Raw genomic sequence first — 24863 nt, 5'->3', positions numbered from 1 at the left:
AAGGAGCCTGGCACAAAGGGTTTTCCTTCGCTACCAGGCCCCGTCTTATTCGCTCCTTAAAGACTTCACCGGATTGAGTAACGCCGCCCTGATCGCCTTGTAACTCACTGTGAGTAAAGTAATGGCAACCAGTAAAACGAGCACAGCTGCAAACACCCAGAGCTGTATCTTAATCATATAACTCTTATAATCTTCCAGCCAAATCGTCATGATATAATAAGCAATGGGTGCCGCTATCACAAATGAAATAACAACAAGCTTTACAAAATCCTTTGAAAGTAAACCCCACAATGTAGTTACACTCGCTCCCAGCACTTTGCGGATACCTATTTCTTTTGTGCGTTGCTCGGCCATAAAAGAGGCTAATCCGAACAAACCAAGACAGGAAATAAAGATCGCCAGCAAGGATACAATCGCTGAAAGATTCCCAATCAGCTCTTCGTAATTGAATTTTTTGGCATACTCCGCATCGGCAAATTTGTAATCGAATGGAAAACCGGGATTATATCTGTCGAAAATGGGTTTAATTTTTTGGATGGCTTCTGAACTTGATACGTTCGGGTTAATACGCACGTTAAGACAATTCACCCAGTCTTTCTCAAACACAACCGTTACCGGCGAAGTCGCCCTGAAAGGTGAATCCAGCATGATGTCTGTCATTACACCTACCACACGGCGGTCTTTACCATTCCATTTTACAATTTCTCCCACGGGATCTTTCAGTTTCATGCGTTTTACGGCGGCCTCATTCAAAATAACACCGTTCGAATCCGATACAAACTCTGTGGAGAAATCACGGCCCGCTTTGAGCTCAATGCCGAGGGTTTTTGTATAATCGTAACTCGTGGCAATCGTTGAAAAAATCACACCTTTCTCATCAGGCGTAGATCCTTTCCACTCCCAGCCGCTGTTGTTACTCCATATCTCAGAAGGCGGAGAATTTGTCTTGCAAATGGATGAAACCATGCCCGTCGCCAGCAGTTCGTTACGTAAAGGCTCAAACTTATCAACAAGATCTTTGGTAGCATCAACGGAAATAAGGCTCTTATTATCGAAACCAATAGGCCGGTTTTTCCCATGCTGAATCTGCTGATAAATGATAATGGTCCCGATCATCAGCACAATTGAGAATGAAAACTGAATCACAACCAGTACCTGACGTGGTAGAGAAGCGTTTTTCCCAACATGGACAACACCTTTTAAAATTCTTACGGGGTTGAACGAAGAAAGATAAAGTGCCGGGTAACTTCCAGCAAGAAGTCCGGTAAACAAGGTAAACAGCAAAAGAATACCCCACAGAACAGGATTGCCAAATTCCATACGCAGGGACTTTTCAGTAAGCGAATTGAAGAAAGGCAATGCAATAGCCACCAGTATTACAGAAAACAGTAAAGCCACAAAAGAGATCAGCAGCGATTCACTTAAAAACTGTGTTATAAGTTGCTTCCTGCCAGATCCAACCGCTTTTCTGACACCCACTTCCTTCGCGCGTTTCTCTGACCGGGCAGTACTCAGATTCATGAAATTAATGCAGGCGATGATCAGAATAAACAACCCGAAAATCCCAAACAGGCGTACATATTTGATAAACCCGCCAGAATTGATTCCCTCTGTAAAATTGGAATACAATCTCCATTTTGACATGGGGTGAATAAAGACTTCCGGTTTGATCGTTTTCACCATCAGTTCGTTGTCCCGAAAATGGTTTATGACAAGATCCTTGATTTTCGCATTGGTTTTTTCCGGTGAAACGCCGTCTTTAAGCTGGACAAAAGCCTGGTAGGAATTGTTTCCCCAGTTGCTTTCCTGACCTTTCATCCAATCATATATTTTCTGCTGTAATTGCCACGGAATCAGATATTCAAATTGCAATGTGGCATTTTTGGGCTGGGACGCGATAACGGCGGTTACTTTCAAATCCACCAAATTATCCATTTTGACAGTTTTGCCAATCGGATTATTCTTGCCAAATAATGCTTCCGCCGTTTCTTTTGTCAGAACAATGGAATATGGTTCCTTCAAAGGCTTTTTATCTCCATCCAGAATCTCAAAAGAAAACATGTCGATGGCTTCCTCTCCAATAAAATGCCCCTTTTTCAGGAATTTTTGGTTGCCGACAACCAGCGAGCGGCTGGATCCCCAGTCACACATGGCAACTCCCTGAAAATCCGGATATTTGTTTTTCAGCTCAGGACCCGTAGCAAACGGTATAGCATCCTGCGTACCCCGACGACCGTCGAAAGTCTGGTGCATTTTGATCTGATAAAGCGTTTCGAAGTTTTTGTGATGTTTGTTTGCCGACACCTCGTCGTTAATCCAAAGTCCGATCAATATTGCCACGGACATCCCCACGGCAAGGCCGGCGATATTGATGAAAGAATACACTTTGCTCTTGGCAAGGTTTCGAAACGCAATTTTAAGATAATTCCGGATCATGAGGTGCTATTTTATATATGGCTATGGGTTTTACAAATCATTAATATGGTCGCTGACTCACCAAATTTATACCAGTATATTTGCCACACTGACTATCAGTCATATACATAAAAAAATCGGAGTTTTGATGTCCGAAAACGAACACCAAAACTCCTAAGCGATCACCTGATAACGCTGTTATTTACTGCACATCATCATTTTTGATACCCCTTTTGTTCTTTTTGATCGCATCTTTCAGCTTTCCAAACTTATAGTTCAGACTGACATTAAAAGATCTGAAATAGTCGATTCGATAATTACTTTGGCTGAAATCCGGGCCGGAAGTGGTACGCAAATCTCTGCGGTATTTACTGAAAGGATTATTGACAGAAGCCGATAACGAGAGTTTGTCTTTAATCACATCCTTGTTCACACTGAACGAAGTATAACTCGCCGCGTTGGAAGTCCCCTGCAAATTGATACTCGGACCATTCGCATTGAAACTCGCATTAACCCGCCAATCCTTTTCAAACCGATAGCCTGTGGATGCATGAATCTGATACATCACACCCCTATTGGTGATCTTTTCTCCATTCACTTCACCCCTCACTTTACCATGCGCCACTCTTGCATTCATGTTGAAATTCCATCTTTTGGTAAATGGATAATTCATGCTCAAATTCCCCATTAGTAACCTTGCCGTACCGGTGTTTCCATAACTGATACGGTTAATCGCCGTAACCGGATCATAGGCGGAAACCTGGAAAATCAGATCCGTGAAATAGGTGCCGCCCACGCTGATATTGAAAGAACCCTTTTGGGCACGATTGTAACCTAACTGAAAGTCGTTCACAAGCGCTGGTCTCAAATTCGGATTCCCGGTTCTTTCAAAACTCGGATTCGATTTGTCTACAAACGGGTTGAGCTGATAAATACCTGGTCGTTGTATACGTTGTGTGAAACCCAGATTCATGCCGCTGTTATCCTTTTTGAACTTCTTGCTAATGGAAAGCGAAGGAATAACGTTGAAATAATTCTGCCGAACTTTCGAGTCCGTAGAGATAAAATCGGCACTCATACTGGTTTGTTCAATACGTGCTCCCGCCTTTATACCCCAACTTTTGAAACTGTACTGATAGGTATTGTATGCTCCATAAACATTTTGAACGTTAGCAAATTTGTTGCTGTAAGCCGGATTAAGTTCAAAATCACCCGTTTCCGAATCGAACGAACGATACTGGAAATCACTTTTGTTATCCCGCATGATGGCTTTCAATCCTGCCTCGATATTCAGTTTCTTTAAAGGATATACGTAGTCGACCTGCACCGTTTGTTCACCAAAACTCTGGTCGTTCACCTGCCGGTAATCTGGCAGGTCATAGTTAATACGATCCCAAATAGAAAGATCCGTATTCTGATCGTTCGCAAATCTGAAATAGCGGTACGAAAGTGTCAGTAATCGATTTTTGTCAGCCTTAAAACCCTTCTGGTAATTAAGTGCAACGTCCATTCCGTTTCCAATTCCATCATTACGATTATCCAATCGATATTGTTCCAAAGTACCCTCTTCACCATTCAATAATGAGCTTTGGCTTCCCGATCCTTTGGAGCTATTGCCATTGATATTAAACTGCCCAGAAAGCAGATTGAGACTATCCAATTCATAACTCACTTCATATCCCAAATATCCACTTTTGCTGTTTGAAAGCGTGGAGCCGTTTTGAAGAAGATCTGTACGGTCATCACCAAACGTTTGTCTGGTAATCGAATTAGAAATTCGTGGCGTGTTGTAAATGCTTCCTCCGCCCATGGCTGTCATCCCCCATTTACCCAGTTTTGAAGAAAACGAACCTCCAAACCCCGGACCGCCAACCGGAAATCTTTCACTTACATTTATAGATCCGTTATAACCATTATCCAGTTTTTTGAAGGTGATGATGTTGATAATTCCCGCTAATCCCTCAGCATCGTATTTGGCTGGTGGCGTGGTGATTACTTCAATGCGCTCAATGGATGAAGCAGGCATGCTCCTCAGAATTTCTTTATAACTCCGCTCCACCATGCTGGAAGGTTTTCCGTTGATAAGAATCTTAAAATCTGCGTTTCCTTTCAGGAAAATATTGTTATCTGCATCCAGCGACAAATGCGGAACCTTGCGCATCATATCCAAAACACTAAACACTTTGCTTTCAGGATCTGCTTGTAAATCATAGCTAATTCTATCAATTTCCTGCTTCACAATTTGTTTGGTACCACTTACAGTAACCTCTTTTAGTCCAACCACTTGCTGACTAATTGGTACAACGCCCAAGTCCAGAATTTTCGAAACAGAATCCGTTAGATTCGCATCTACAATCTTATTCTTATAACCCACTCCCACAACAACGACGGTATACTTGCCGGGTTTTATACCCGAAAATGCAAAACTTCCGTCCTCTTTGGTGTAGTCGGCTTTCACCACCGTATTCTTATCCCGCACAAGATTTACAGTAATGAAATCGAGTTTTTTCTGAGATGAAGAGTCTGTTACAATTCCGATTATTTTGAAATCGGTTACGACGACCTGCCCTGTGGCGTTTTTCTTAAAGGCAAGCAAGCCCAGCAAGAGTAGCAGCCAGTGCGTGATGTGACATATTTTTTTCATTTTTCAAGAGTTTCGCCGGGTTGTCCGGCATGATGGCTAATAGATTCAAAAGGCAATAGAAATCCTGTCAAGAGTTTGAGCTCTTTTAAAAAAACGGCAGTTTGTTTTCTCCCTCAGTGTTCGTTTGTGAAGACACAAACGGAGGCGGTAAACATATACCCTTCTCTTAATCAATAATGAATGGCAGCGTAGTTTTTCTTTTTTTCATGGCTAATAGATTTTAAAAATTCTATGCAACAAATATATAAAAAGGTACTTTGTATTGCAAGGTACTTGGTTACATTTATTTTACACGGTATAAATAACAAGCCGACACAGTAGTTGAAATTGAGAATTTGGGATGAATTAAGAGTACTGTTTACTTAAAACTGCAAACTAAACACTAGTAAGTAATGCAGCAACAAGCAAATTACTCCTCCACCTTCTTTTCTAACTTTCTCTCAATTAAAAAGTTAAGAATAAGGCTTATACCTCCAAAGAGAAAAATCATTGAGAAGAATGAAACACCCTGACTAAAACCGTGGTAGTCATGCATGAATTCCGCGGCGATGATTCCAATTGCTACACCGACGAAGAGCATCCCAAATTTGAGTGTTGGAGAAATACTGCCATTTCTGGCTATGAATAGCGATGCATCAACATTGCGTTCGATCATCGCCATACGTTCGCGATATCTGGTAATCAGAAAAACATAAACGATTCCGAAAACTCCGGCAAACGCTGAAACTGTAATAACAATGTGTTTTATATCATGCATGGCTGTAATTTTAAATTGTCATTTTTAGAAAAGTTACCCATATGACAGTGGTATGGAAAACCAGGTTACAGATTTGGCCAAAAAAAATTAAAAAAAATAAAATCCTGGAAATTCTGTAACCAGATTTGAACAGAGGCTGTCTAACCAGTAATTGATAGAATTTTAGAATACCAGGCATGGGTGGAATTTAAATGTTTCCCCGGCTACCAGTTGCTCAAAGTTAATCCATGAAACAACCCGACGACCAGGTATATATAAGTAGAGTAGTAAACGGAGAACCGTCTTACTTCTCCTATCTGGTTAATCGGTACAAGGATATGGCTTTTACAATTTCACTTAAAATCCTGCGAAATCAGGAGGATGCAGAAGATGCGGCGCAGGAAAGTTTTGTGAAGGCCTATCAACAGATTCGTACGTATCAGGGTAATGCAAAGTTTTCAACCTGGCTGTATACCATTGTTTACCGTACCTCCATTTCGAAATTACAGAAGAACAAAATCCTGACTTTTGCTATTGATGATGAACTGAACGAGGAATTTATATACGATTATTCGGCCACACAGTTGGAGCAACTGCAAATGAATGAACAGTCGAAATTCGTGCGGCAGGCCATTCAAAAATTACCGGAGGCAGAAGCTTTACTGATCACGCTCTTTTACATGAATGAAAATACCGTCAAAGAAATTGAGGAGATCACAGGTATGAAGGCTTCAAATATTAAGGTAAAATTGTTCAGAGCGAGAAAAATATTGGAGAAGGAATTACAGTTTTTAATGTAATTCAGACAGAAAACGAATTCATTCAAGTGTTGACATGAAAGAGGCAAACGAGGACATATTGAAAAAGCTGATTCAGCAATCAGGCCCGGAAACCGCACCTTCGGACTTTACTGAATTTGTCATGAGTGCTGTTCAGGTAGAGTCGCAGCATGAATCAATTGTCAACCTGGAATTGAAAACTGTACTTCAACAAAATGCTCTTGACCAACCATCCGCAGATTTCTTGTTGCGGGTGATGTCGCAAGTGGAAGTTCAGCAAATGTCGCCTGTTTTATTAACAGAAGTCAAACCGATTATCAGCCCAAAAGTTTGGTATTGGCTTGGGAGCATTGCCGCAAGTTTGGTGATATTGATCGCGTTCTTTTATCAAAGTCTGGAAAAAATTTCAGACGAACCCACTTCTTTAAGTCTATCCGACAAAGCATTTTCCAACATTTCCGAAAGTTTCATTTCCATCCCACCACTTTACAGCATATCCTGCATAGCCATTACAGGGCTTCTCCTGACCGATTACTTCCTGAGAAATCGGTTCATGAAGCGTTTGGTTTAAAAGCTAAGTGTTTAACTCTTTCTCCCATTTTTATAAGCAGATAGCTTATGAGTTAGCTCGTTTGTGAGGACACAAACGAGGGCAATTATTGCCGTGGTTTGTGTCTTCACAAAACACCAGCACAACTTCTCTAACGCCGCGGTTTGTGTCCTCACAAAACGCAAGCACGACTGCTCGTTGGTTGCAAGCCCACTTTAACACCAAACCAACATTATCGATATTTTTTCGATAAAAAAATCCTAATATACTCACTTTAAACACATTATCCATTTCACAGCAACTAGAATTATGCCGTATGAGAAAAATACTTTCAAAACTTTAAAGTAAAACAACATCCGTGTCCGTCTACCCTTAAAACCGGATATCAGGCTTTGAAAAACAATTTCTGAAACGGTTTAAAGTAAAATGTAAAATCAAACGTCATCATTAAAAAGTAAACATTAAAAGCAGAAAACATGAAAAATAACTTTCGTTTTATATTCCCCCGGTTGGTAGGTGCTACCCTGATTGTTGGTCTTGCCTCATTGGTTTTGGTCACATTGTTCAAATTGCTCTTGGGCGTTATGCTCATAGGTGGGGTGGTGATGCTTGTGAAACGCATGATCGGCAGACCAGGTCACGATTTACCGGCGGGTCCATACGCCAGATTTGCTGAGCATGGATATGGATCTTACCAGAGGCACAATCAATGGGCCGGACCGATAACTGTCGACAGGAATCAGTCTCAAGCGCAAACCATCGTACCAATCAATTAAAAGTATCCTGAGAAAATCAGGAATTAATAACAATTCAATTTTTAACAGATAATAATTAAAGTCATGAATAACCAACAAACAACAACAGACAATCAAAGTCAATATGGATATAGAGGCCGTGGATGCGGACCTTTCAGCAAAATGTTCTCCGGAAAAGGCCCGTTCAGTGGCAAAGGGCCATGGGGAGGTGCCTTTGGCAATCGTAAGGCAGCGAATATTGAAGAAACGGATTCAGTTTTTAAAATTTCCCTCTACGCGGCCGGACTTGTCAAAACCAATTTTAAGATTTCCGTCAGTAACGACATTTTGACGATTGCCTATAATGCGCCGGAGGGAAATAAGTCCGAAGAAAGCAAGTTCGCTTACCAGGAGTATCAACCTTCCTCTTTCGAGCGATCTTTCCAGTTAAACGGAAAGGTTCTTACCGACAGCATCAGTGCAGAATACATCGACGGTGTGATGATTGTAACAATGCCCAAAAATCCTGATACCAACAGACCAGCACAGGAAGTAAATGTGAATTAAGGTTTGCTACTCGTTTGTGAGGACACAAACGAGGGCGAAATAGAAAAGATAAAAGCCCGGCGTCTGTGTCGGGCTTTTATCTTTTTGTCTAACGCCTGCTACAACCACCGTGGTTTGTGTCTTCACTAAACACTCACAACTGCCGCGGTTTGTGTCCTCACAAAACGCCAACGAGACTCGTTTGTGGGGACACAAACGAGGGCGAATCTAAGTTTCTATGCCCCAGCCCCTCTGCCCTATTCGCTTTTCAAACTTTTCACCGGATTCATCAGCGCTGCTTTAATACTTTGTAAGCTGACTGTGAAAAGTGCGATGGCTATTGCCAGAAATCCTGCCAGTGCAAATACCCACCAGTTAATTTCTGTATGATAAGCGAAATCCTGCAACCAATTGTGCATGCCGTACCATGCGATCGGTGAAGCGATCAGGATTGCGATGACTACCAGTTTGAGAAAATCCTGAGATAATAACGTTACGATACTTGCAACTGAAGCTCCCAAAACTTTTCTTACACCAATTTCCTTGGTCCGCAGTTCTGCCATGAACATGGATAACCCTAAAAGTCCGAGACAGGAAATAAAAATGGCGATCCCGGCAAAAATTCCAAACAAAAGCTGCTGGGTTTGTTCTCTTGCATACAGCTTACCAAAACGCTGATCCAGAAATTCGTACTCAAAAGGTTTATCAGGAAACTGTGTTTTCCAAACTGATTCTATATGGCTCACCGCTTGTTTTATATTGCTGCCTGAAACATGAATGGAAACCCTGCCTAATCTTCCTGACTCATTGAACATCACCATCGGAACCACTTTCTGATGCAGGGATTCAAAATGAAAATCTTTCGTAACACCGATAATTTGTCCTCGAATTTCACCATAACCAAAGCCATTCCCGATTGCATCTGCCGGGTTTTTCCAACCCAAAAGTCGGGCGGCAGTTTGGTTAAGTATAAAACCCGACGTTTTATCCGTAGGGTGATCCAACGAGAAATTTCTTCCCGCCGCCATTGCTATCTGATATACCGGAATGAAAGCTTCATCCACTGCCAGAGCTTTGATGATAATATCGCTGGTAGCCATTGTATCACCCTTCATAACATAAGCCTCCCAGGAGTCGAGCAAACGACCTGAGGGAATTCGGGACGAACGGCCCACTTCTTTAACGTTACTATTTTCCTTCAAACGCTGTTTGATACTTTCAAAGTTTGTTGCAGAATCATCCGGCATTCCCAGAAGGATAACCTGATCTTTGGAATAACCCAAATCATAGTTTCTGATGTAACGCATTTGATTATATACCACAGCCGTACTGATGATCAGCACAACAGCAATTGCAAATTGCACCACAACCAAACTCTGCCGTAGTTTTCCATTTTTAAGCGCAGAAGCAATTTTACCCTTCAACACACTGATTGGCTGAAACGAAGTCATGAAAAATGCCGGATAGCTGCCTGCAATAACTCCCGTAAAAAGTGTGATCGACACCAAAATGGCAATAAAAACCGGATCTAAGAGTGCATTAAATTCAAGTTGTTTCTGGGTAAAATTATTTAAAGCCGGCAAACACATTATGACAATCAAAATGGCAATGAGTACAGAAACAAGGACTAAAAGGATTGATTCGCTCAGAAATTGGTTGATCAGTTGCGAACGAACAGCACCAATCACTTTGCGCATACCTACTTCCTTAGCTCTCGTTGCCGACTTGGCAGTTGCCAGGTTCATGTAATTTATGCAGGCAATGATGAGTATAAAAATGGCAATTGCTGAAAACAGATAGACGTATTGTATGTCTCCGTTTGCCTCAATTTCTGAATCCAGATGTGAATGCAAGTGAATGTCAGTCAGTTTCATCAGATCCAAAACAGAATAAGTCGAAGCATTTGAATCGATGTGACGGTTCTGAAATGCAGGAAATGCTTTTACAAGCTTTTGCGGATCATAGTTTTCAGGCAGAAGCAAATAAGTAGAGAACGAATTATTGCCCCAATTTGACCTCAACCCTTCCTCTCCATAAACTCTTGGATCATTTAAAGTAGAAAATGAAACCAGGAAATCAGGGTGAAAATGTGATTGCGAAGGTAACGGCTCAAAAATGCCCGTTACGGTATAATCCAGCTGATTATCAAGGCGCACTGTTTTACCCATGGGGTTTTCGTCTCCAAAATATTTTTTCGCCATAGATCGGGAAAACATAATGGAAAACGGATTCTCGAGTGCTTTGTCAGGATTACCTACCGCAACATCGAAACTGAAAACTTTAAACAGATTTGGCTCAGCAGCGAATACTTTTTCTTCATTGAAAACGCTCTCACCATATTTCACCGAAGCACCCGTTTCCAACAGGCGAACAACCTGTTCAACTTCCGCAAAATCCTGTTTGATCAATGGTCCAAATGGCGGAGCTGCATGCCCCAGCCGCAACGATGCAGTGCCATCTTTGGAAAGGAAAGTTCTCGATAGCCGATAAATACGGTCGGCATTTGTGTTAAAGCGGTCATAACTCAACTCATCTTTAACGTAAAGCGCCAGCAACAAAAAACAAGCAAGCCCAATGGCCACGCCGGCAATGTTGATAAAACTGAATACCTTGTGTTTCAACAAGTTTCGTACAGCGATTTTTAAATAACTCCGTAGCATATTGATATGGATTAGGATTATCCGAATTGGGCAACAGGAACTCTGATACCTTTTTTACCAGTGTTTATTCACTTTTTAAAGATTTCACCGGATTGACTAATGCCGCTTTAACACTCTGATAACTTACTGTGAGCAAAGCAACCAGGAGCGCGAGAAAACCGGACATTGCAAAAACAGGCCATTGAATGTCAATTTTGTAGGCAAAATCCTGCAACCACTTGTCCATCGCGTACCATGCAACTGGCACTGCAATGAGGATACCAATTAGCACCATTTTCATAAAGTCCTTCGCCAATAACCCGATAATCCCAGCAACGCTTGATCCCAAAACTTTACGAACACCGATTTCTCTGGTACGTATCTGTGCCGTGTAGGCAGCAAGACCAAGCAGTCCCAGACACGAAATGAACACTGCAATGGAAGCAAAAATATTGAAGAGAAGTCCGGTTTGCTTTTCAGATTTATACATGTCATTGAACGTATCGTCCAGAAAAGCATACCCAAATGGAAACTGCCCGTTGTATTGCTTCCATGAAACTTCTGCGGCAGCAATTGTCGTTGCCGCATTTTCTCCGTTTGTTTTGATATAAATACGATTCATGTCAGATGGCGTGTATGAAAAAATTGCGGGTTCAATTTTCTCTTTCATCGACTCAAAATGGAAGTCTTTCACCACGCCGATAATCGTCCCATTTTTGTTCCACAACCTGAATTTCTTTCCGATCGGATCTTTGATACGAGCCGCTTTCACAGCGGTTTCATTCAAAATAAAATGAAGAGAATCTGCAACTGATCCACTGAAATTAGCTCCCTGCACCAGCTCCATTTTGAAAAATGGAATAAAGTCCTGGTCAATTGACATGGGCCGGATCATCAAGGTTTCTCCCGTTTCCTTTCCATCCCATTCGTTATTACCCGTTTGCGACCCGATCTGAACGATGTTTGAACTCGCTCTTGTAACACCGCTAACTCCTGGTTTATTTAGCAAATCGGCTTTAACGGCATCATAATGTTTCGCAATACCGTACATGGGAAATGATAAAACATGCGCTTTGTCATAACCCAGCTCTTTAGAACGGATGTAGCTGAGCTGATTGCTGATGATAATAGTACCTGCGATGAGCATCACGGAAACCGAGAATTGTACCACAACAAGCGTTTTTCTAAACAATGCCTCGTTTATTTTCCCTGAAACTTTGCCATGTAATGCTCTTAGTGGATCCATGGATGAAAGAAGCAAAGCCGGATAGATGCTCGACGCAATGAGTGTACCAACAATGGTAAGACCGATAACCTGCCAGATCTGATAACTTGTAAAATCAATGACCAGATTTTTTCCCGCGATTTGATTATAAACCGGCATGAGCAGGTACAGCAAAATTAAAGCAGAGATCGTCGCCAGAAGAAAAAGTATTGTCGTTTCGATCAGGAATTGTAAAAAAAGCTGAGTTCTGGCGGCTCCCACTATTTTTCTCATGCTGACTTCCTTTGAACGCAACATAGACCGTGCCGTTGAGAGGTTCACATAATTGATACAGGCAATGCCGAGAATGAGTAATGCAATGATGATAAACATTCTCACGGTTTCTATTCCTTCATTGGCACCATCTGATTTGTAAAGGTGCATTTTAGACAAAGGTTGCAAGAGGTATGCAACATCAGTGTCATCAGCTTTGTTACGCAAATGAATATTTCTCAGCTTTTCAGGCAGGCTACCAATCGCCTGTCCGGGTTGCAAAAGCAGGTACGTTGAATAATCAAACTGATGAAAATCGTTATCGGAATTCCGGCCGTCCTGCCTCCTGCTGTACATATTTTTGAACAACCGTGAAATAGGCAGAAACATATCTCCCTGAATACTTGAATTTTTGGGCAAATCCCGGATTATCCCGGTTACCATAAAACTGACTTTGTCGTTAGCAGAAAGAATTTTCCCAATCGGATCCTCATCTCCAAAATACTTCTTTGCGGTTGTCTCCGTAAGAATGATAGAATTGTCATCAGAAAATGGCTTTTTGTTGTCGCCTTTAATGAGTCCAAAATCGAAAACGGAAAACAAGTTGGGATCCGTGAATAAAGAATTATTCTCGTTGAAAATTTTATCCTTATAGGTAAACAAAATGTATTGATTGTTCTGGGAAAGCCTCACAGCATCCTTAATCTCAGGCAGTTCTTTTTTACCCAGTATTCCTATTGGAGCCGCCGTACTGGTCCAAATCTGCTGGCTCGAACCAGTGCCAACTCTGTTTTCCAGTTTATAGATATCATCTGCCTGTTTATGAAACCGATCAAAACTCAGTTCGTCCTGTACCCATAACAAAATCAGAATTCCTACACCAAGCCCGATCGTTAAACCGGCTCCGTTGATAAGAGAATAAAATCTGTTTTTCAACAAACTACGCCAGGCGATTTTAAAATAGTTACGGATCATGACATATATTTAGTTTATTAAAACGACTCGAAAATTTTAGCGATTGAGTCTTTAAGTCGCGGTGTATATCTTCATAAGACACTTCCAACTGCCACGGTTTGTATCCTGACAAGGCGTAGTTCCGGCACTGCCTACTACAACCCTATAACTGTATCACCCCTCAGTATATTCGTTTGTGGAGACACAAACGAAGGCAACCAGATACAAACATTAGCAACACTTCAAACTGGCACTACCACACAAACCTATAAAAGGCATACCAAATTCGTAATGTATTATAATACAGTAAATTACAAATCATAAAAATAGAATATTGTCCGAAAACGAACAGACATTGTCCGCAAGCGTAAGCCAGGGTTTTCTATTACCGGACAACAAAAATTAACCATCCTCAAAACCGAACTATATTCTATCAAATTTGGCTTTAAAAGGCATTTATTCTACAAAAAGAATAAATCCTGGGTGAATATTTTACAAAAGAAAATAAATAGACTCCCTCTCATTTGATTATCATATGCGTATTTAGATATTTGCTTTCATCATACAGTTTTAACCCACATTCATGTATTAAAACCAAATATTTATGAGAAAACATATTCATTTATTGTGGTCTCCCAAGGACTGGCTGGCAGGTATTGCAATAGCCATGTTGTTTTCGGTGGGAGCGTTTGCACAATCCTATTCCATCAGTGGAAAAGTTACGGACAAAGCCGGCCAAGGCGTTCCCGGTGTTTCGGTGCAAATAAGAAGTACAACTCAGGGAAGCATCACTGACGCAGAAGGTGTATACGCGCTGAATGCCACTCTCCCCGTGGGAGATTACACCATTGACTTCTCGTCGATCGGATATAAAACCGTATCTCAAAAGCTGAGCCTCGGAAACCAAACCTCCCTCACAATCAATGCATCCATTATTGATGAAGTTGCATTGTTGGATGAGATTGTGGTTACAGGCTCTACGTTAAAATCAACACGCCGACAACTTGGGAATGCCATCAACTCGGTAAGTTCTACGGATCTGCAAAAATCGGGAACGGGAAACCTCTTTTCCGCATTGCAGGGAAAAGTGCCCGGCGCGCAAATCACGCAAAATTCCGGTGATCCTGCTGGTGGGATGACGATCAGACTAAGGGGGATCAAATCTCTTCAAGGAAATTCAGATCCGCTATATGTTATTGACGGGGTCATTATCAGTAATTCCTCGGCAAATGTTTCTCAATATGCTTTGGCTGATCAGATTGGTCAGGCTGTGGTAGGAACCAACCGTATGGCAGATATCAATCCTGCCGACATTGAATCCATGAGTATCATCAACGGAGCTGCCGCTGCGGCACAATATGGTTCACGGGCCTCCAATGGTGTGGTGCTCATCACGACCAAACGAGGGAAAACCGGTGCGCCTCAGATTAACTTTTCAACGAGTGTTAACGTCAATGAGCTTCGTAAGAAATTCGCTATCAGTACATACGGTAAACAATTTGGATTCGCCGGCTTGCGCCTCGCTCCGATTTCAAACGTATCTGCCGCGCAAATTGCAGCAAACCCCGGTGTTACTGTGAGCCGCGTGTTCCGTGACGGCGTATTTGTGGACCTTGCTACCAATCAGGTGGATGTGCAACGTTACGACTATCAGGACGATATCTACAAAACCGGAATCGGCACCGACAATTCGCTGTCAGTAAGTGGCGGAACGGACAAAACGCAATATTTCGCGTCGCTTTCCTATCTTAAAAATCAGGGTATTGTGAAGGGTACGGACTTTCAGCGTTATGGTTTGCGTGTGAGACTCGAACAACGTTTGGCCAGTTGGGCTAAAATATCGGCAGGCATTACCTATTCCAACAGCTTCTCCAACGAGAAGCCAAATGGAAACGTTTTTTACAGTCCGGTAAACTCGATCAATATCACCAACAACATTTATGATATCAGTCGCCGGGATGCGGGAGGCAACCTGCTTGCTGTGGAACCTACACGGGTGAACCCACTTACTGTGATCGAAAAAATGCGTTTTACACAGGCCGTTAACCGTACCGTAAACGATTTACAGCTTAACCTTACACCATTCAAAGGTTTCAACGTGGACTGGGTTTTCGGGATGGACGCATTTTCTCAGTTGGGTAAAAACCTGATTCCCGCTTATCCGTATCAGGCTGTGGCGGGTTTGCCGGCAGAACGTTTTCCGGATGGTTTTGCAGCCAATGTAAATGCCAATACGTTTCTTTACAACAGTGATATCAACCTGTCGTATGAAACTGAGCTAACCAAAGACCTGAAACTGAATCTGATTGCAGGAACGAGTTACCAAAACAGCAAAACGGACATTACATACGGAAGCGGACAAAAACTGGCTCCGTTTATTGAAACTGTCAGCGGCGCTACAACCACGATCCGATCGTCATATAATTATGATCAGTTCGATTTATTCGGAGTTTTCGCTCAGGGAACATTGGGTTACAAAAACCTGCTTTTTGTAACCGGGGCTGTTCGCCGCGACCGTTCTTCCAAATTTTCTGAATCAGAATCAAACCAAACTTATCCAAAATTCAGCGCCAGCTTTGTTCCTTCCGACATGGAGTTTTGGAAAGGTGGCAGCCTGAGTAACGTGGTTAATACCGCCAAACTGCGTTATTCTTGGGGCCGCTCAGGTAACCTCACTGGTATTGGATCGTACGATCGTTTCTGGCAATTCCAGCCTGCCAACTTCCTTGGGAAAGGTACCATCGTGCCAAGTGCCACGCTGGCCAATTCAAAAGTAAGACCGGAATTTATGACTGAAAATGAAGGCGGAATTGATCTTACATTTTTGGAAAATAAACTTTCGCTCGGACTAACCGCCTACAAGCAAAAAATAACGGATCTGGTGGTGAATAAAGTGTTGGCACCAACCGAAGGTGGAACCAGTTCGATTGACAACGTAGGTGAAATGGAAAATAATGGATTTGAGGTAAGCCTGGGTTATAACGTAGTTCAAAGCAAAGATTTCAGCTGGGATTTTAACGTAATTTATAGCCAGAACCGGAATAAAATCACCAGACTTGGAAGTCCTTTACTAGCACTTAATACAGTAACAGGCGCACCTTCTTACCTTATTGAAGGACAGGCTGCCAGTGTTTTTTACGGAACATTTTTTGCAAGAAATGCAGATGGAAGTCAGTTTTTGACCACTCAAAATTTCCCACAGTCTCAGAAAGGTGTGCAGTCGGCAACTGACCCGCTGGCATATACCCCGGCAGCCACAGGAGCAGACGGACAGTTTTTAACGAACAACATGGTCAGAAAAATTATTGGTAATCCTAATCCTAAATGGACCGGTTCATTCGTCAGCAACATGACCTACAAAAACCTTGGCTTCCGTTTCCTGATCGACGCGGTACAAGGGCTGGAAGTATTCAATGCCGACAGACGTACACGCCAGGGAGTGGGAATTGGTGATTATGCAGAAAAAGAACTTACAGGTGAGCTGCCAAGAGGTTACATCTATTCCATTTACAATACGGAAGAGTGGCGTGTGGACGATGGTTCTTTTGTGAAACTTCGTGAAGTGAGCTTGTCGTACACGCTTCCTTCGTTGATCAAAAATGTAAGAAACATCAACATCGCCCTTACTGGCCGGAACCTGATTTCGCTGGATAATTACGACGGTTACGATCCTGAAACCAATGCAGGTGGAAACAGCGACATGGTACGTGGTGTAGATTTTGGCAACGTACCTATTCCAAGAAGTTACCAACTGAAAATTTCTGCAAGTTTCTGATTTTCAATTTCCATGGAAGAATTCCTTATTCTTCTGACCATTTCAATTTTTGATAAAAATGAAAAGAACATACATATTTTCCATACTCGCTGCGGCTGCGCTGATGTTTACATCCTGTGAACAAAAGGAATATCTCAACCCCAGCTCCACCAACGAAGGCCAGGTTATTAACGATGTAAACGGTCTCATTACACTAGCCAACGGATTACAATACCGTTTCACCATCAGTGGCGGGCTATACAATTTCATATCGGCCAACGGATTAACTACCAAAGAGCTTGTTGTGTTGAATGCCGGCAACACCGACCTTGACCTTTTGGGCAAAGGATCAGGAAACGTGCAAGGCAATAATGCTATCCTCACCTCGCTTTGGGCACAATGCCATCTTACCAAGTCCAACGCGGATATTATTCTGAACAACCTGGACAAAGCAACAGACCCGGCGGTAAAAAGCGGATTGGTCGCTTATGCATCCATTTTTAAAGCAATCGCATTGGGTACGCTAGCAGAGTTTTGGCAGCAGGCACCGACAAAAACAGGAAAAAACATTGCCTTTAATACGCGTGAAGATGTGCTTAAAGAAGCTGTGACCTTATTGGAAAGTGCCGCTGCGGCCGTGGCCGCCAATCCGCCTTCGGCTGATTTCACCAGACAGGTTGTAAACAGTATTGATATGCCCAATACGGCTCAGGCGCTGATTGCACGTTACAGTCTTATGCTTGGCGAATACGAAAAAGCGCTGACAGCTGCCAATAAAGTGGATTTAACTAAAAAATCAGCTTTCAATTTCGACGACGTAAGCCAGAATCCGATATTCTTCCTATCGTTCGGAAACCGGAACGTTACCGAACCTGCGAACGTAGGTCTGGGTTTGCCTGATGCTTTGAAACCTACGATTGCTGACAAACGAGTTGGCTTTTATACCCAAACTACTGCCCCGACCAAAAACCTTGGAACCGGATTTTTTACAGCAAATAATGCAGCTATACCGGTCTATTTGCCCGGTGAAATGATGCTGATCAAAGCAGAAGTTCTGGCGCGCCAGAACAAAACGGATGAAGCGATAGCTGAACTGGATAAAGTCTTAACTAAAACCACCGACGTCTGGGGACTTGGAGCAGGTCTGTCGGCCTACGCTGGTGCAAAGGATGCAGCCTCGGTTTTGACAGAGATTTACCGCAACCGATGCATTGAGCTCTTTATGTCGGGATTGAAACTGGAAGATTCACGCCGCTTTGCAAGACCTGAGACAGAACGTAATCGAAACTGGTATCCCTATCCTACCAACGAACGCCAGAATAATACAAGCACACCGGCTGATCCGGCCAACTAAAAAAGTCCCGCTGCAAATCGTCTAAACTTGCAGCGGGACTTTTTTAGTGTTTCACAAAAGTGTTCGTTAGTAACAAACAAAAATGTTTGATAGTAATGGACACTTTATAAATCAACAAAAACCCCTGCAACCAACATTTACGTTCGTTGCAGGGATTTTTCATTTAATATTCATGGCTAAATGCTATTGTCTCCTAACCTCTGCGGTTAAATCTTCCCCGGTTGTCAAACTTGTCAGCATGTTGGTAAGCCATCCATTTTTGACGTTGGTTTGGAGTAAGGACTGAGAAAATTTCACGCTGTTTTTGTTCTTCCAGGCGTTTCTGTCCCTGCCACGACTGTGCTCCTCTTCCTCTATTCACCATTTTGTCGTAAGCTTTTTCAATCTTCTTGATCTTATTCTCCTGCTTGCGGGTAAGACCCACAATTCTATCAAGTTTATTGATATTGTATTCTTCAATTCTGTTATCGTAACGGGACCCCTCCACCACCGGTCCGCCGTGTCCTCTGGATGGAAAACCTTTTTGTGCAAAACCGTTACCGATTGTAAGTATTGCCAAAGTTGCGATTGCTATGATTGTCTTTTTCATGGTTGCTATTTATTTAAAGTTTGATTGTTATTTTTCATGACTAATTGATCTCCGACTATTAACCTCTGCGGTTGTATCTGGCACGACTATCGAATTTATCGCGGCTATTGTTTTTCTGTGCGTATTGGTAAGCTGTCAATTTCTGACGCTGTGCTGAGGTCAATACTTCCAGAATATCGTGACGTTTTTGTTCTTCCAGTCTTGTCAGGCTTTCCAAAGTCTGAGATTTCTTGCTACTGTTCACCACACGATTGTAGTAGTCTGCAATTTTAGAAATTTCGTTTTCCTGCTTACGCGTCAGGTTTACGACCTTATCCAAGTGATCAATGTCATAAACATTCACAACCGGATTGTTGGTGCGGCTGCTTGTTACATACACCGGACCATCGTGACCGTTTGATTTGTAAGCCTGAGCGAAGCTGCCAGTTACTGAGAATATTGCCAAAGCTGCTATTGCGAAGATTGTCTTTTTCATGGTTTCTAAATGTTTAAATTTGTTCGTTATTGATGGTTAGAGGGGCTTTTTTGATTCAGGTTTAAGTGCTCAAAAGCGCAATCTGCCAACTAGCGGTGCGACTAGATGAATAGACTCTTTTCACCGACGAAAGCATCAATAAAGATTTTAAACAGAATTTAGAACGCCATTGTATTTCTTAAAACCCAATTTGTCTTTCTATTTTCACATAATAAAACCCCAATGAATTGACTAAGAGCTAATCAAAACCTCGATTCAAATTTTTCTAAATGCTACTATTTTCCTAAATATGCAAAATACTTCCAGTGACATAGGACTGAGGCACAATCATCAATCAGACTAATCGTGAAAAATCAATTATCCTCCCTGCCAGATCAAAAACGTAGCGGTATCTTCGTCTTACTGATACTCGCTTTGTTCCTACAAGCATGCAAGAGTACCAGTCCCGATCCTATAACTCCTTACGATTATTTCCCATTGGAAATCGGTCGTTACAGAATATTTGAAGTCACAGAGGATGTATATTCTGCCGGAACAGCTAAACCGGTTCGCAAAACATGGCAGGAAAAGGATGAGATTATTGGCATGAATGAAGACACCACTAACGGCAAAATATTCCTATTTTCCCGTTCAATACGTAATACATCAGCGGATTCGTGGAAAAAAATCAAGGAATATACTGCTCAAAAATATATTGAAAAGGTAGTAGTCAACATTGACAATGAAGTTCTGATGCCCTTGATTTTCCCTTACAGCCCACAAGCCAGGTGGGACGGTTATCGGTATTTTATGCTACCCGAAGATGATGTAAGAGAGGGTTTCCTACATACGTATCGCGACATTAATCAACCATTGGATATCAATGGCTTACATTTTGACAAAACATTGAAGGTTAGTGAAAGAGATGAGGATGGTTTGGTTCAACTCCGCTTAGGCTATAAACAATACGCTGTGGGTGTGGGACTTATTACCGACGAACAGACCGACTTTTATTACAGCCAGGAAGGCGATTGGCTTGATAAACCTAAAGAAATTGCCTCCGGTGTAAGCAGGGTTAAGAAAATCATTGAGTTTGGCGTGACCGAATAACCCTCAGCATTTCAATTTTCCACTCTCTATAGTAACGTCGATCACAAAAGTTCACATAAATTACTTTGTGACCGTCTGTTCCTTTCCAGGTCAATACATCGAAGCAATCACCTTATTGAACCATTCCACTCAACGATACGTTGTGCTGGATTTGAAACTTATCCTTTTCTAAATCAGATGTGTATAGAATATTTACCTGTATGAGCAGGTATTTCTTTAAATTTGTCAAATCATACTAGAAAAAACGGAAACACGTTTTTGATTAATATAAACTATCTGTTTGTGAAAGATTTTTTTACTTCTACCAATAAATCCGGGCATTTTTCAAAAGTCATTTCAGGAATTGCCTTGCTGGCTTTACTTGTGGTGCAATCATGCAGTGATTCGGGAACAGATCCCATTGCACCATACGACTATTACCCTCTGAGCATCGGACAGTTTCAGATATATCAGGTAAATGAGGAAGTTTACTCGTCTGGCACCAAAGAGCCTGTATTGAAAGCCTGGCAGGAAAAGGACGAAGTCACAAGTGTGAACGAGGATTCATCAGGTACAAAGGTTTACATTGTTTCGCGTTCTACAAGAAATACAGCGGCTCAATCCTGGCAAAAAATAAAAGAATACAGTGTTCGTCACGACCCGGACAAGGTTATTGTAAATCTGGACAATGAAGTATTGATGCCACTTGTTTTCCCTTACAGCCCGCAGGTTACCTGGGATGGCTATAAATATTTTAGCCTGGACGACGATGATCCGCGTTACAACACCAAACATCGCTATGAGGACATCAACAAACCACTGACAGTTAATGCCCTTAATTTTGACAAAACGATCAAGGTTGCGGAAAGAACAGATACTACTGGCGTGGCTCAGTTCCGTTTGGGATACAAACAATATGCTGCCGGTGTAGGCCTTGTTACCGACGAGCAAACCAACTTTGATTATTTGCAGGAAGGTGGTGTGTTTATTGGTGATCGGGTGATTGGATCCGGAACACGGCGAATCCGAAAGATCATTGAATTTGGTATTAGTCAATAAAAAACTGCCGGCCGATCATTCGATTCGCCGGCAGTTTTTTTATTACTCGCTTCTCAGACTTTTCACCGGGTCAAGTAATGCCGCCCGCAGAGATTTGTATGCTACGGTTATTGCGGCAACAAAAAATGTGATAAAGATTGCAGATGCAAATGTCCAGAAGTTCATTTGAATACGAAACTTAAAGTCCTGCAACCAGCTATTCATAACCCACCAGCCAACCGGCGCCGCAATAACAAAGGCAACTAAAATAAGCATTGAAAATTCTTTACCGAAAATCCACAGGATTTGTGTTACACCACTTCCCAACACTTTACGAATACCAATCTCTTTGGTTTTTTGTGCGGCCATAAATGATACCAATCCATACAATCCAAGCGAACCAATCAAAATCGCAATGAACGAGAACATCTCGATTAATTTCAACATCCGGTCTTCCGTTTCGTAAAACCGGGCAATGTTCTCATCCAGAAACTGAGATTCAAAAATCTGGTCAGGATATTTTGCGATCCATGCCTGTTCAAGAGCAGTGAGTGTGTTTTTTACATTCGACAGATTCACCTTTACAGCCAGGTCTGAATAATTATCATTATAAGTTGTGATCGCAACCGGAGTTATATCTTCGTGAAGAGAGCGATCATGAAAATCTTTTACAATGCCCACAATAGGTCCTTCCATTGTGCCCCCATTAGCTCCTATAACTTTACCAATTGCATCCTGAGGAGTTTTGAAGTTTAGTTTTCTGGTAAATGCTTCATTCACAAGGAACTCTTTTACCGAATCCGCAGGAAAAACATTCCTCCCTGCAACCATTTGCAGCCCAAAAGTTGGCACATAATCCGCATCTGCCGCTTTGATGCTGGTCTGAAAACTTACGTCTTCCAACTGATTGTCAAACCGAATGCCAGTGTTCCAGGCTTGTTGTGACGACGGTGCCGTAAAACACAATGTTGCTTTCTCTACTCCGGCAATGTCCTCAATCTGACTTTTCAGCGTTTTCATTTTCACACCTGTCGTATCAATCCCAAGCGGAATCATCACGATAGCGTCTTTATTAAATCCCAGATCAGCCTGCCGGGTATATTGCATTTGGCTCACAATTACCACCATGCCAATGATTAGCATCTGAGAAATGGTAAACTGCGCTACAATAAGCATACGCCTTGTATTGAAACCTCCAATACTGGCTTGCGATAATTTACCTTTTAAGGCAATAATCGGTTGAAAACGTGCAAGAACGAGCCCGGGATAAGATCCGGCGAAAAAAGTAACAATAATACCAAGTCCGAGAACAAACAGTATCAACTGCACATCTGTGAAAACATTGAGGCTCATTTGGGTATTAAAAAATGAATTCACTACCGGTAAAACCAGGTAGGAAAGCACCACAGAAACAACAATCGCCAGCGCGGAAATGAGGAACGTCTCCGAAATAAACTGCCAGAATAGCTGAGCCTGCAATCCACCCAAAACTTTACGAACACCAACCTCTTTCGAACGTTTGAATGCCTGCGCCGTAGCCAGGTTGACGAAATTAACACAAGCCGTAGCAATGAGAAAAAGTCCGATGACCGACAAAATCCATAAATTCCGTTTTTCCATTGGTCCGTCATAACGTGCATCAAAATGCACTTCCGACAATGGCTGTAACTTGTAATGATGAACGTTTTTGCTATTAGGACGATATTTTTTTGGATACGCAGGAAACACATTTTCCACTTGTGCAACCGAGACACCCGGTCTTAGGCGAACAAAACACTGCACCGAGCTGTTAATCCCACCCCATGAATCATCACTTCCAAGCCAGCTGTCGTAGGTTTTCAATGTAACATAGGATGCATAAATTCCTGTTTTCCGATCCGTATTTTCAGGAAAATCTTTCAGAATTCCGGTAACAGTAAAAGCAATTTTATTATCAAACCAAAACACTTTGCCAATCGGATTTTCGTCACCAAAATACTTCTTCGCTGTCTTTTGAGTCATAATCGCCGTATTCGGCTCGGTCAGTACCGTCTGTTTATTTCCTTCCAGTAACGGGTAATTAAAGATTTCGAAGAAGTCGGTCTCAGCAAAGGCAACGCCCTCCTCTTCTTTAAATTTTTTGAGGTTATTGCCATTCTTCAGGGTAATCAGTGCCTGGTTGTAAGTAGTAATTCTGGCTACATTTTCAGCAAAAGTGTATTCGTTTCTGAACACTTTTCCAAGCGGAGCAGGTACGCTCCTTTGGTAACTAACATTGTCGCGATGCTGCTCAGTCACGATCCGATAGACACGATCGGCATTACTGTGAAAATTATCAAAGCTCAGGTGATATTTTACCAACATAAAAATGATCAGTCCGCAAGTCATTCCAAGCGTTAGACCCGATACATTTATGAGTGTATAAGCTTTATTATTTTTAATGTTTCTGAAAGCGATTTTAAAATAGTTACGGATCATGATATGGCTAATTGTGGAAGATGAGGAATACAAATTCTGTTTTCTTTTTATATACATTGGCTTGAAAAAGCCGAACACCTCCCGCCAGTAAAGCCAGCGTGCTTTCCCAATTCCCAGGTGCACCACATTGTACTGGAAACCCTCATACAAATCTCCCTGAATTGCTTCGAGCAAGTGAGGTGCAATGAACCACACCAATAATCGGGTTGCCAGACTTGGCGGTTGTAAATTTGGCTGTCTCATATTTTTTAATTTCTATGCATCCCTACTCCTCTGCAGGTTTCCTAGTTTATCTGCACCGATAATCTGAAAGGATTAACGAGCCTGCTCCAAAAACCAACTCTCACTTCCTGAATCTCCTGTAAGGTCCGATGCCCATAAGCAGAAACCGTAAACAGGCGTTTCCGCCTACCGCCTCTCTCGGCTGTGGGCTCGCCCAGCGCGGATTTCACCATTCCTTTCTCTTCCAGTCGTTGCAAAGCCGAATGCACCTGATTCAAGCGTACATCCCGACCGGTTTGCTCCGTAATTTCGTTCATCAGTGCTACACCGTAGGCCTGACCTTCCATAACTGCCACAGTGAGCAGAACGATTTCTTCAAACTCTCCCAGATAGGTTCGTTTCATAAGTTGTGATATTTTCCACTTTTGCTGA

Annotated in this window: 17 protein-coding genes; 8 read left to right on the top strand and 9 right to left on the bottom strand. The window is 42.2% G+C overall.

Annotation, left to right across the window (positions count from 1 at the left end; genetic code table 11):
- Positions 1 to 45 precede the first annotated feature (45 nt).
- The 3 genes from LZG71_RS09620 to LZG71_RS09610 all read right to left on the bottom strand — a co-directional run bounded on the left by LZG71_RS09620 (position 46) and on the right by LZG71_RS09610 (position 5816).
- On the bottom strand, positions 46 to 2436 hold the full coding sequence (locus LZG71_RS09620) for an ABC transporter permease (RefSeq protein WP_233819770.1): 2391 nt from the start codon (positions 2434 to 2436) through the stop codon (positions 46 to 48).
- Positions 2437 to 2617: 181 nt separating this feature from the next.
- The gene (locus LZG71_RS09615; protein WP_233819759.1) at positions 2618 to 5059 is read right to left on the bottom strand and encodes an outer membrane beta-barrel family protein; all 2442 of its coding nucleotides are present in this window, start codon (positions 5057 to 5059) and stop codon (positions 2618 to 2620) included.
- A gap of 409 nt (positions 5060 to 5468) precedes the next feature.
- Positions 5469 to 5816: a DUF6249 domain-containing protein gene (locus LZG71_RS09610; RefSeq protein ID WP_233819742.1), complete on the bottom strand. Its 348-nt coding sequence runs from the start codon at positions 5814 to 5816 to the stop codon at positions 5469 to 5471.
- Between the two features lie 227 nt (positions 5817 to 6043).
- On the opposite strand from LZG71_RS09610, the gene LZG71_RS09605 reads away from it, so the two are divergent.
- The 4 genes from LZG71_RS09605 (at position 6044) to LZG71_RS09590 (ending at position 8425) form a co-directional block, all read left to right on the top strand.
- Entirely contained in the window at positions 6044 to 6595 is a 552-nt protein-coding gene (locus tag LZG71_RS09605; RefSeq protein ID WP_233819740.1) for an RNA polymerase sigma factor, read from the top strand.
- A 34-nt stretch (positions 6596 to 6629) separates the two neighbouring features.
- Positions 6630 to 7145, top strand: coding sequence for a hypothetical protein (locus LZG71_RS09600; protein ID WP_233819738.1), 516 nt, complete (start codon positions 6630 to 6632; stop codon positions 7143 to 7145).
- 455 nt (positions 7146 to 7600) lie between these two features.
- On the top strand, positions 7601 to 7900 hold the full coding sequence (locus LZG71_RS09595; RefSeq protein ID WP_233819736.1) for a hypothetical protein: 300 nt from the start codon (positions 7601 to 7603) through the stop codon (positions 7898 to 7900).
- A 63-nt stretch (positions 7901 to 7963) separates the two neighbouring features.
- Entirely contained in the window at positions 7964 to 8425 is a 462-nt protein-coding gene (locus LZG71_RS09590; RefSeq protein ID WP_233819734.1) for an Hsp20/alpha crystallin family protein, read from the top strand.
- Positions 8426 to 8661: 236 nt separating this feature from the next.
- Here LZG71_RS09590 and LZG71_RS09585 read toward each other — a convergent pair whose 3' ends face one another.
- Positions 8662 to 11064 (bottom strand): ABC transporter permease, encoded by a 2403-nt coding sequence (locus LZG71_RS09585; RefSeq protein WP_233819732.1) that lies wholly within the window; start codon positions 11062 to 11064, stop codon positions 8662 to 8664.
- A 64-nt stretch (positions 11065 to 11128) separates the two neighbouring features.
- Positions 11129 to 13495 carry an ABC transporter permease gene (locus tag LZG71_RS09580; protein ID WP_233819723.1) on the bottom strand — a complete coding sequence of 789 codons (2367 nt, stop codon included), beginning with the start codon at positions 13493 to 13495 and terminating at the stop codon, positions 11129 to 11131.
- 583 nt (positions 13496 to 14078) lie between these two features.
- Here LZG71_RS09580 and LZG71_RS09575 point away from each other — a divergent pair.
- Both LZG71_RS09575 and LZG71_RS09570 read left to right on the top strand, forming a co-directional pair.
- Positions 14079 to 17249 (top strand): SusC/RagA family TonB-linked outer membrane protein, encoded by a 3171-nt coding sequence (locus LZG71_RS09575; protein ID WP_233819713.1) that lies wholly within the window; start codon positions 14079 to 14081, stop codon positions 17247 to 17249.
- Positions 17250 to 17307: 58 nt separating this feature from the next.
- A complete protein-coding gene (locus LZG71_RS09570) occupies positions 17308 to 18582 on the top strand; it encodes a RagB/SusD family nutrient uptake outer membrane protein (protein ID WP_233819703.1) in 1275 nt (424 codons plus the stop codon).
- 193 nt (positions 18583 to 18775) lie between these two features.
- On the opposite strand, the gene LZG71_RS09565 is transcribed toward LZG71_RS09570, so the two are convergent.
- Both LZG71_RS09565 and LZG71_RS09560 read right to left on the bottom strand, forming a co-directional pair.
- Entirely contained in the window at positions 18776 to 19171 is a 396-nt protein-coding gene (locus LZG71_RS09565; RefSeq protein WP_233819694.1) for a hypothetical protein, read from the bottom strand.
- Positions 19172 to 19229: 58 nt separating this feature from the next.
- Positions 19230 to 19646: a hypothetical protein gene (locus LZG71_RS09560; protein WP_233819692.1), complete on the bottom strand. Its 417-nt coding sequence runs from the start codon at positions 19644 to 19646 to the stop codon at positions 19230 to 19232.
- A 345-nt stretch (positions 19647 to 19991) separates the two neighbouring features.
- On the opposite strand from LZG71_RS09560, the gene LZG71_RS09555 reads away from it, so the two are divergent.
- Positions 19992 to 20735: a hypothetical protein gene (locus tag LZG71_RS09555; RefSeq protein ID WP_233819690.1), complete on the top strand. Its 744-nt coding sequence runs from the start codon at positions 19992 to 19994 to the stop codon at positions 20733 to 20735.
- Between the two features lie 282 nt (positions 20736 to 21017).
- Positions 21018 to 21773, top strand: coding sequence for a hypothetical protein (locus LZG71_RS09550; RefSeq protein ID WP_233819687.1), 756 nt, complete (start codon positions 21018 to 21020; stop codon positions 21771 to 21773).
- 42 nt (positions 21774 to 21815) lie between these two features.
- Here LZG71_RS09550 and LZG71_RS09545 read toward each other — a convergent pair whose 3' ends face one another.
- Both LZG71_RS09545 and LZG71_RS09540 read right to left on the bottom strand, forming a co-directional pair.
- The gene (locus LZG71_RS09545) at positions 21816 to 24452 is read right to left on the bottom strand and encodes an ABC transporter permease (protein WP_233819683.1); all 2637 of its coding nucleotides are present in this window, start codon (positions 24450 to 24452) and stop codon (positions 21816 to 21818) included.
- Between the two features lie 41 nt (positions 24453 to 24493).
- On the bottom strand, positions 24494 to 24835 hold the full coding sequence (locus tag LZG71_RS09540) for a PadR family transcriptional regulator (RefSeq protein ID WP_233819673.1): 342 nt from the start codon (positions 24833 to 24835) through the stop codon (positions 24494 to 24496).
- Between the last annotated feature and the right edge of the window lie 28 nt (positions 24836 to 24863).

The organism is Dyadobacter sp. CY312 (genome assembly GCF_021390535.1).
In the GTDB taxonomy this organism is placed as follows: Bacteria; Bacteroidota; Bacteroidia; order Cytophagales; family Spirosomataceae; genus Dyadobacter.
Note: the sequence above shows the minus strand (reverse complement) of the source record. Positions and strands in the feature narration are given on the sequence as shown.

Excerpts from the sequence above, each read along its gene's own strand:
- LZG71_RS09580 (WP_233819723.1), bottom strand. The coding sequence starts at position 13,495 with ATGATCCGTAACTATTTTAAAATCGCCTGGCGTAGTTTGTTGAAAAAC.
- LZG71_RS09590 (WP_233819734.1), top strand. The coding sequence starts at position 7,964 with ATGAATAACCAACAAACAACAACAGACAATCAAAGTCAATATGGATAT.
- LZG71_RS09615 (WP_233819759.1), bottom strand. The coding sequence starts at position 5,059 with ATGAAAAAAATATGTCACATCACGCACTGGCTGCTACTCTTGCTGGGC.
- LZG71_RS09595 (WP_233819736.1), top strand. The coding sequence starts at position 7,601 with ATGAAAAATAACTTTCGTTTTATATTCCCCCGGTTGGTAGGTGCTACC.
- LZG71_RS09600 (WP_233819738.1), top strand. The coding sequence starts at position 6,630 with ATGAAAGAGGCAAACGAGGACATATTGAAAAAGCTGATTCAGCAATCA.
- LZG71_RS09545 (WP_233819683.1), bottom strand. The coding sequence starts at position 24,452 with ATGAGACAGCCAAATTTACAACCGCCAAGTCTGGCAACCCGATTATTG.
- LZG71_RS09620 (WP_233819770.1), bottom strand. The coding sequence starts at position 2,436 with ATGATCCGGAATTATCTTAAAATTGCGTTTCGAAACCTTGCCAAGAGC.
- LZG71_RS09540 (WP_233819673.1), bottom strand. The coding sequence starts at position 24,835 with ATGAAACGAACCTATCTGGGAGAGTTTGAAGAAATCGTTCTGCTCACT.
- LZG71_RS09585 (WP_233819732.1), bottom strand. The coding sequence starts at position 11,064 with ATGCTACGGAGTTATTTAAAAATCGCTGTACGAAACTTGTTGAAACAC.
- LZG71_RS09565 (WP_233819694.1), bottom strand. The coding sequence starts at position 19,171 with ATGAAAAAGACAATCATAGCAATCGCAACTTTGGCAATACTTACAATC.
- LZG71_RS09610 (WP_233819742.1), bottom strand. The coding sequence starts at position 5,816 with ATGCATGATATAAAACACATTGTTATTACAGTTTCAGCGTTTGCCGGA.
- LZG71_RS09560 (WP_233819692.1), bottom strand. The coding sequence starts at position 19,646 with ATGAAAAAGACAATCTTCGCAATAGCAGCTTTGGCAATATTCTCAGTA.
- LZG71_RS09575 (WP_233819713.1), top strand. The coding sequence starts at position 14,079 with ATGAGAAAACATATTCATTTATTGTGGTCTCCCAAGGACTGGCTGGCA.
- LZG71_RS09570 (WP_233819703.1), top strand. The coding sequence starts at position 17,308 with ATGAAAAGAACATACATATTTTCCATACTCGCTGCGGCTGCGCTGATG.
- LZG71_RS09605 (WP_233819740.1), top strand. The coding sequence starts at position 6,044 with ATGAAACAACCCGACGACCAGGTATATATAAGTAGAGTAGTAAACGGA.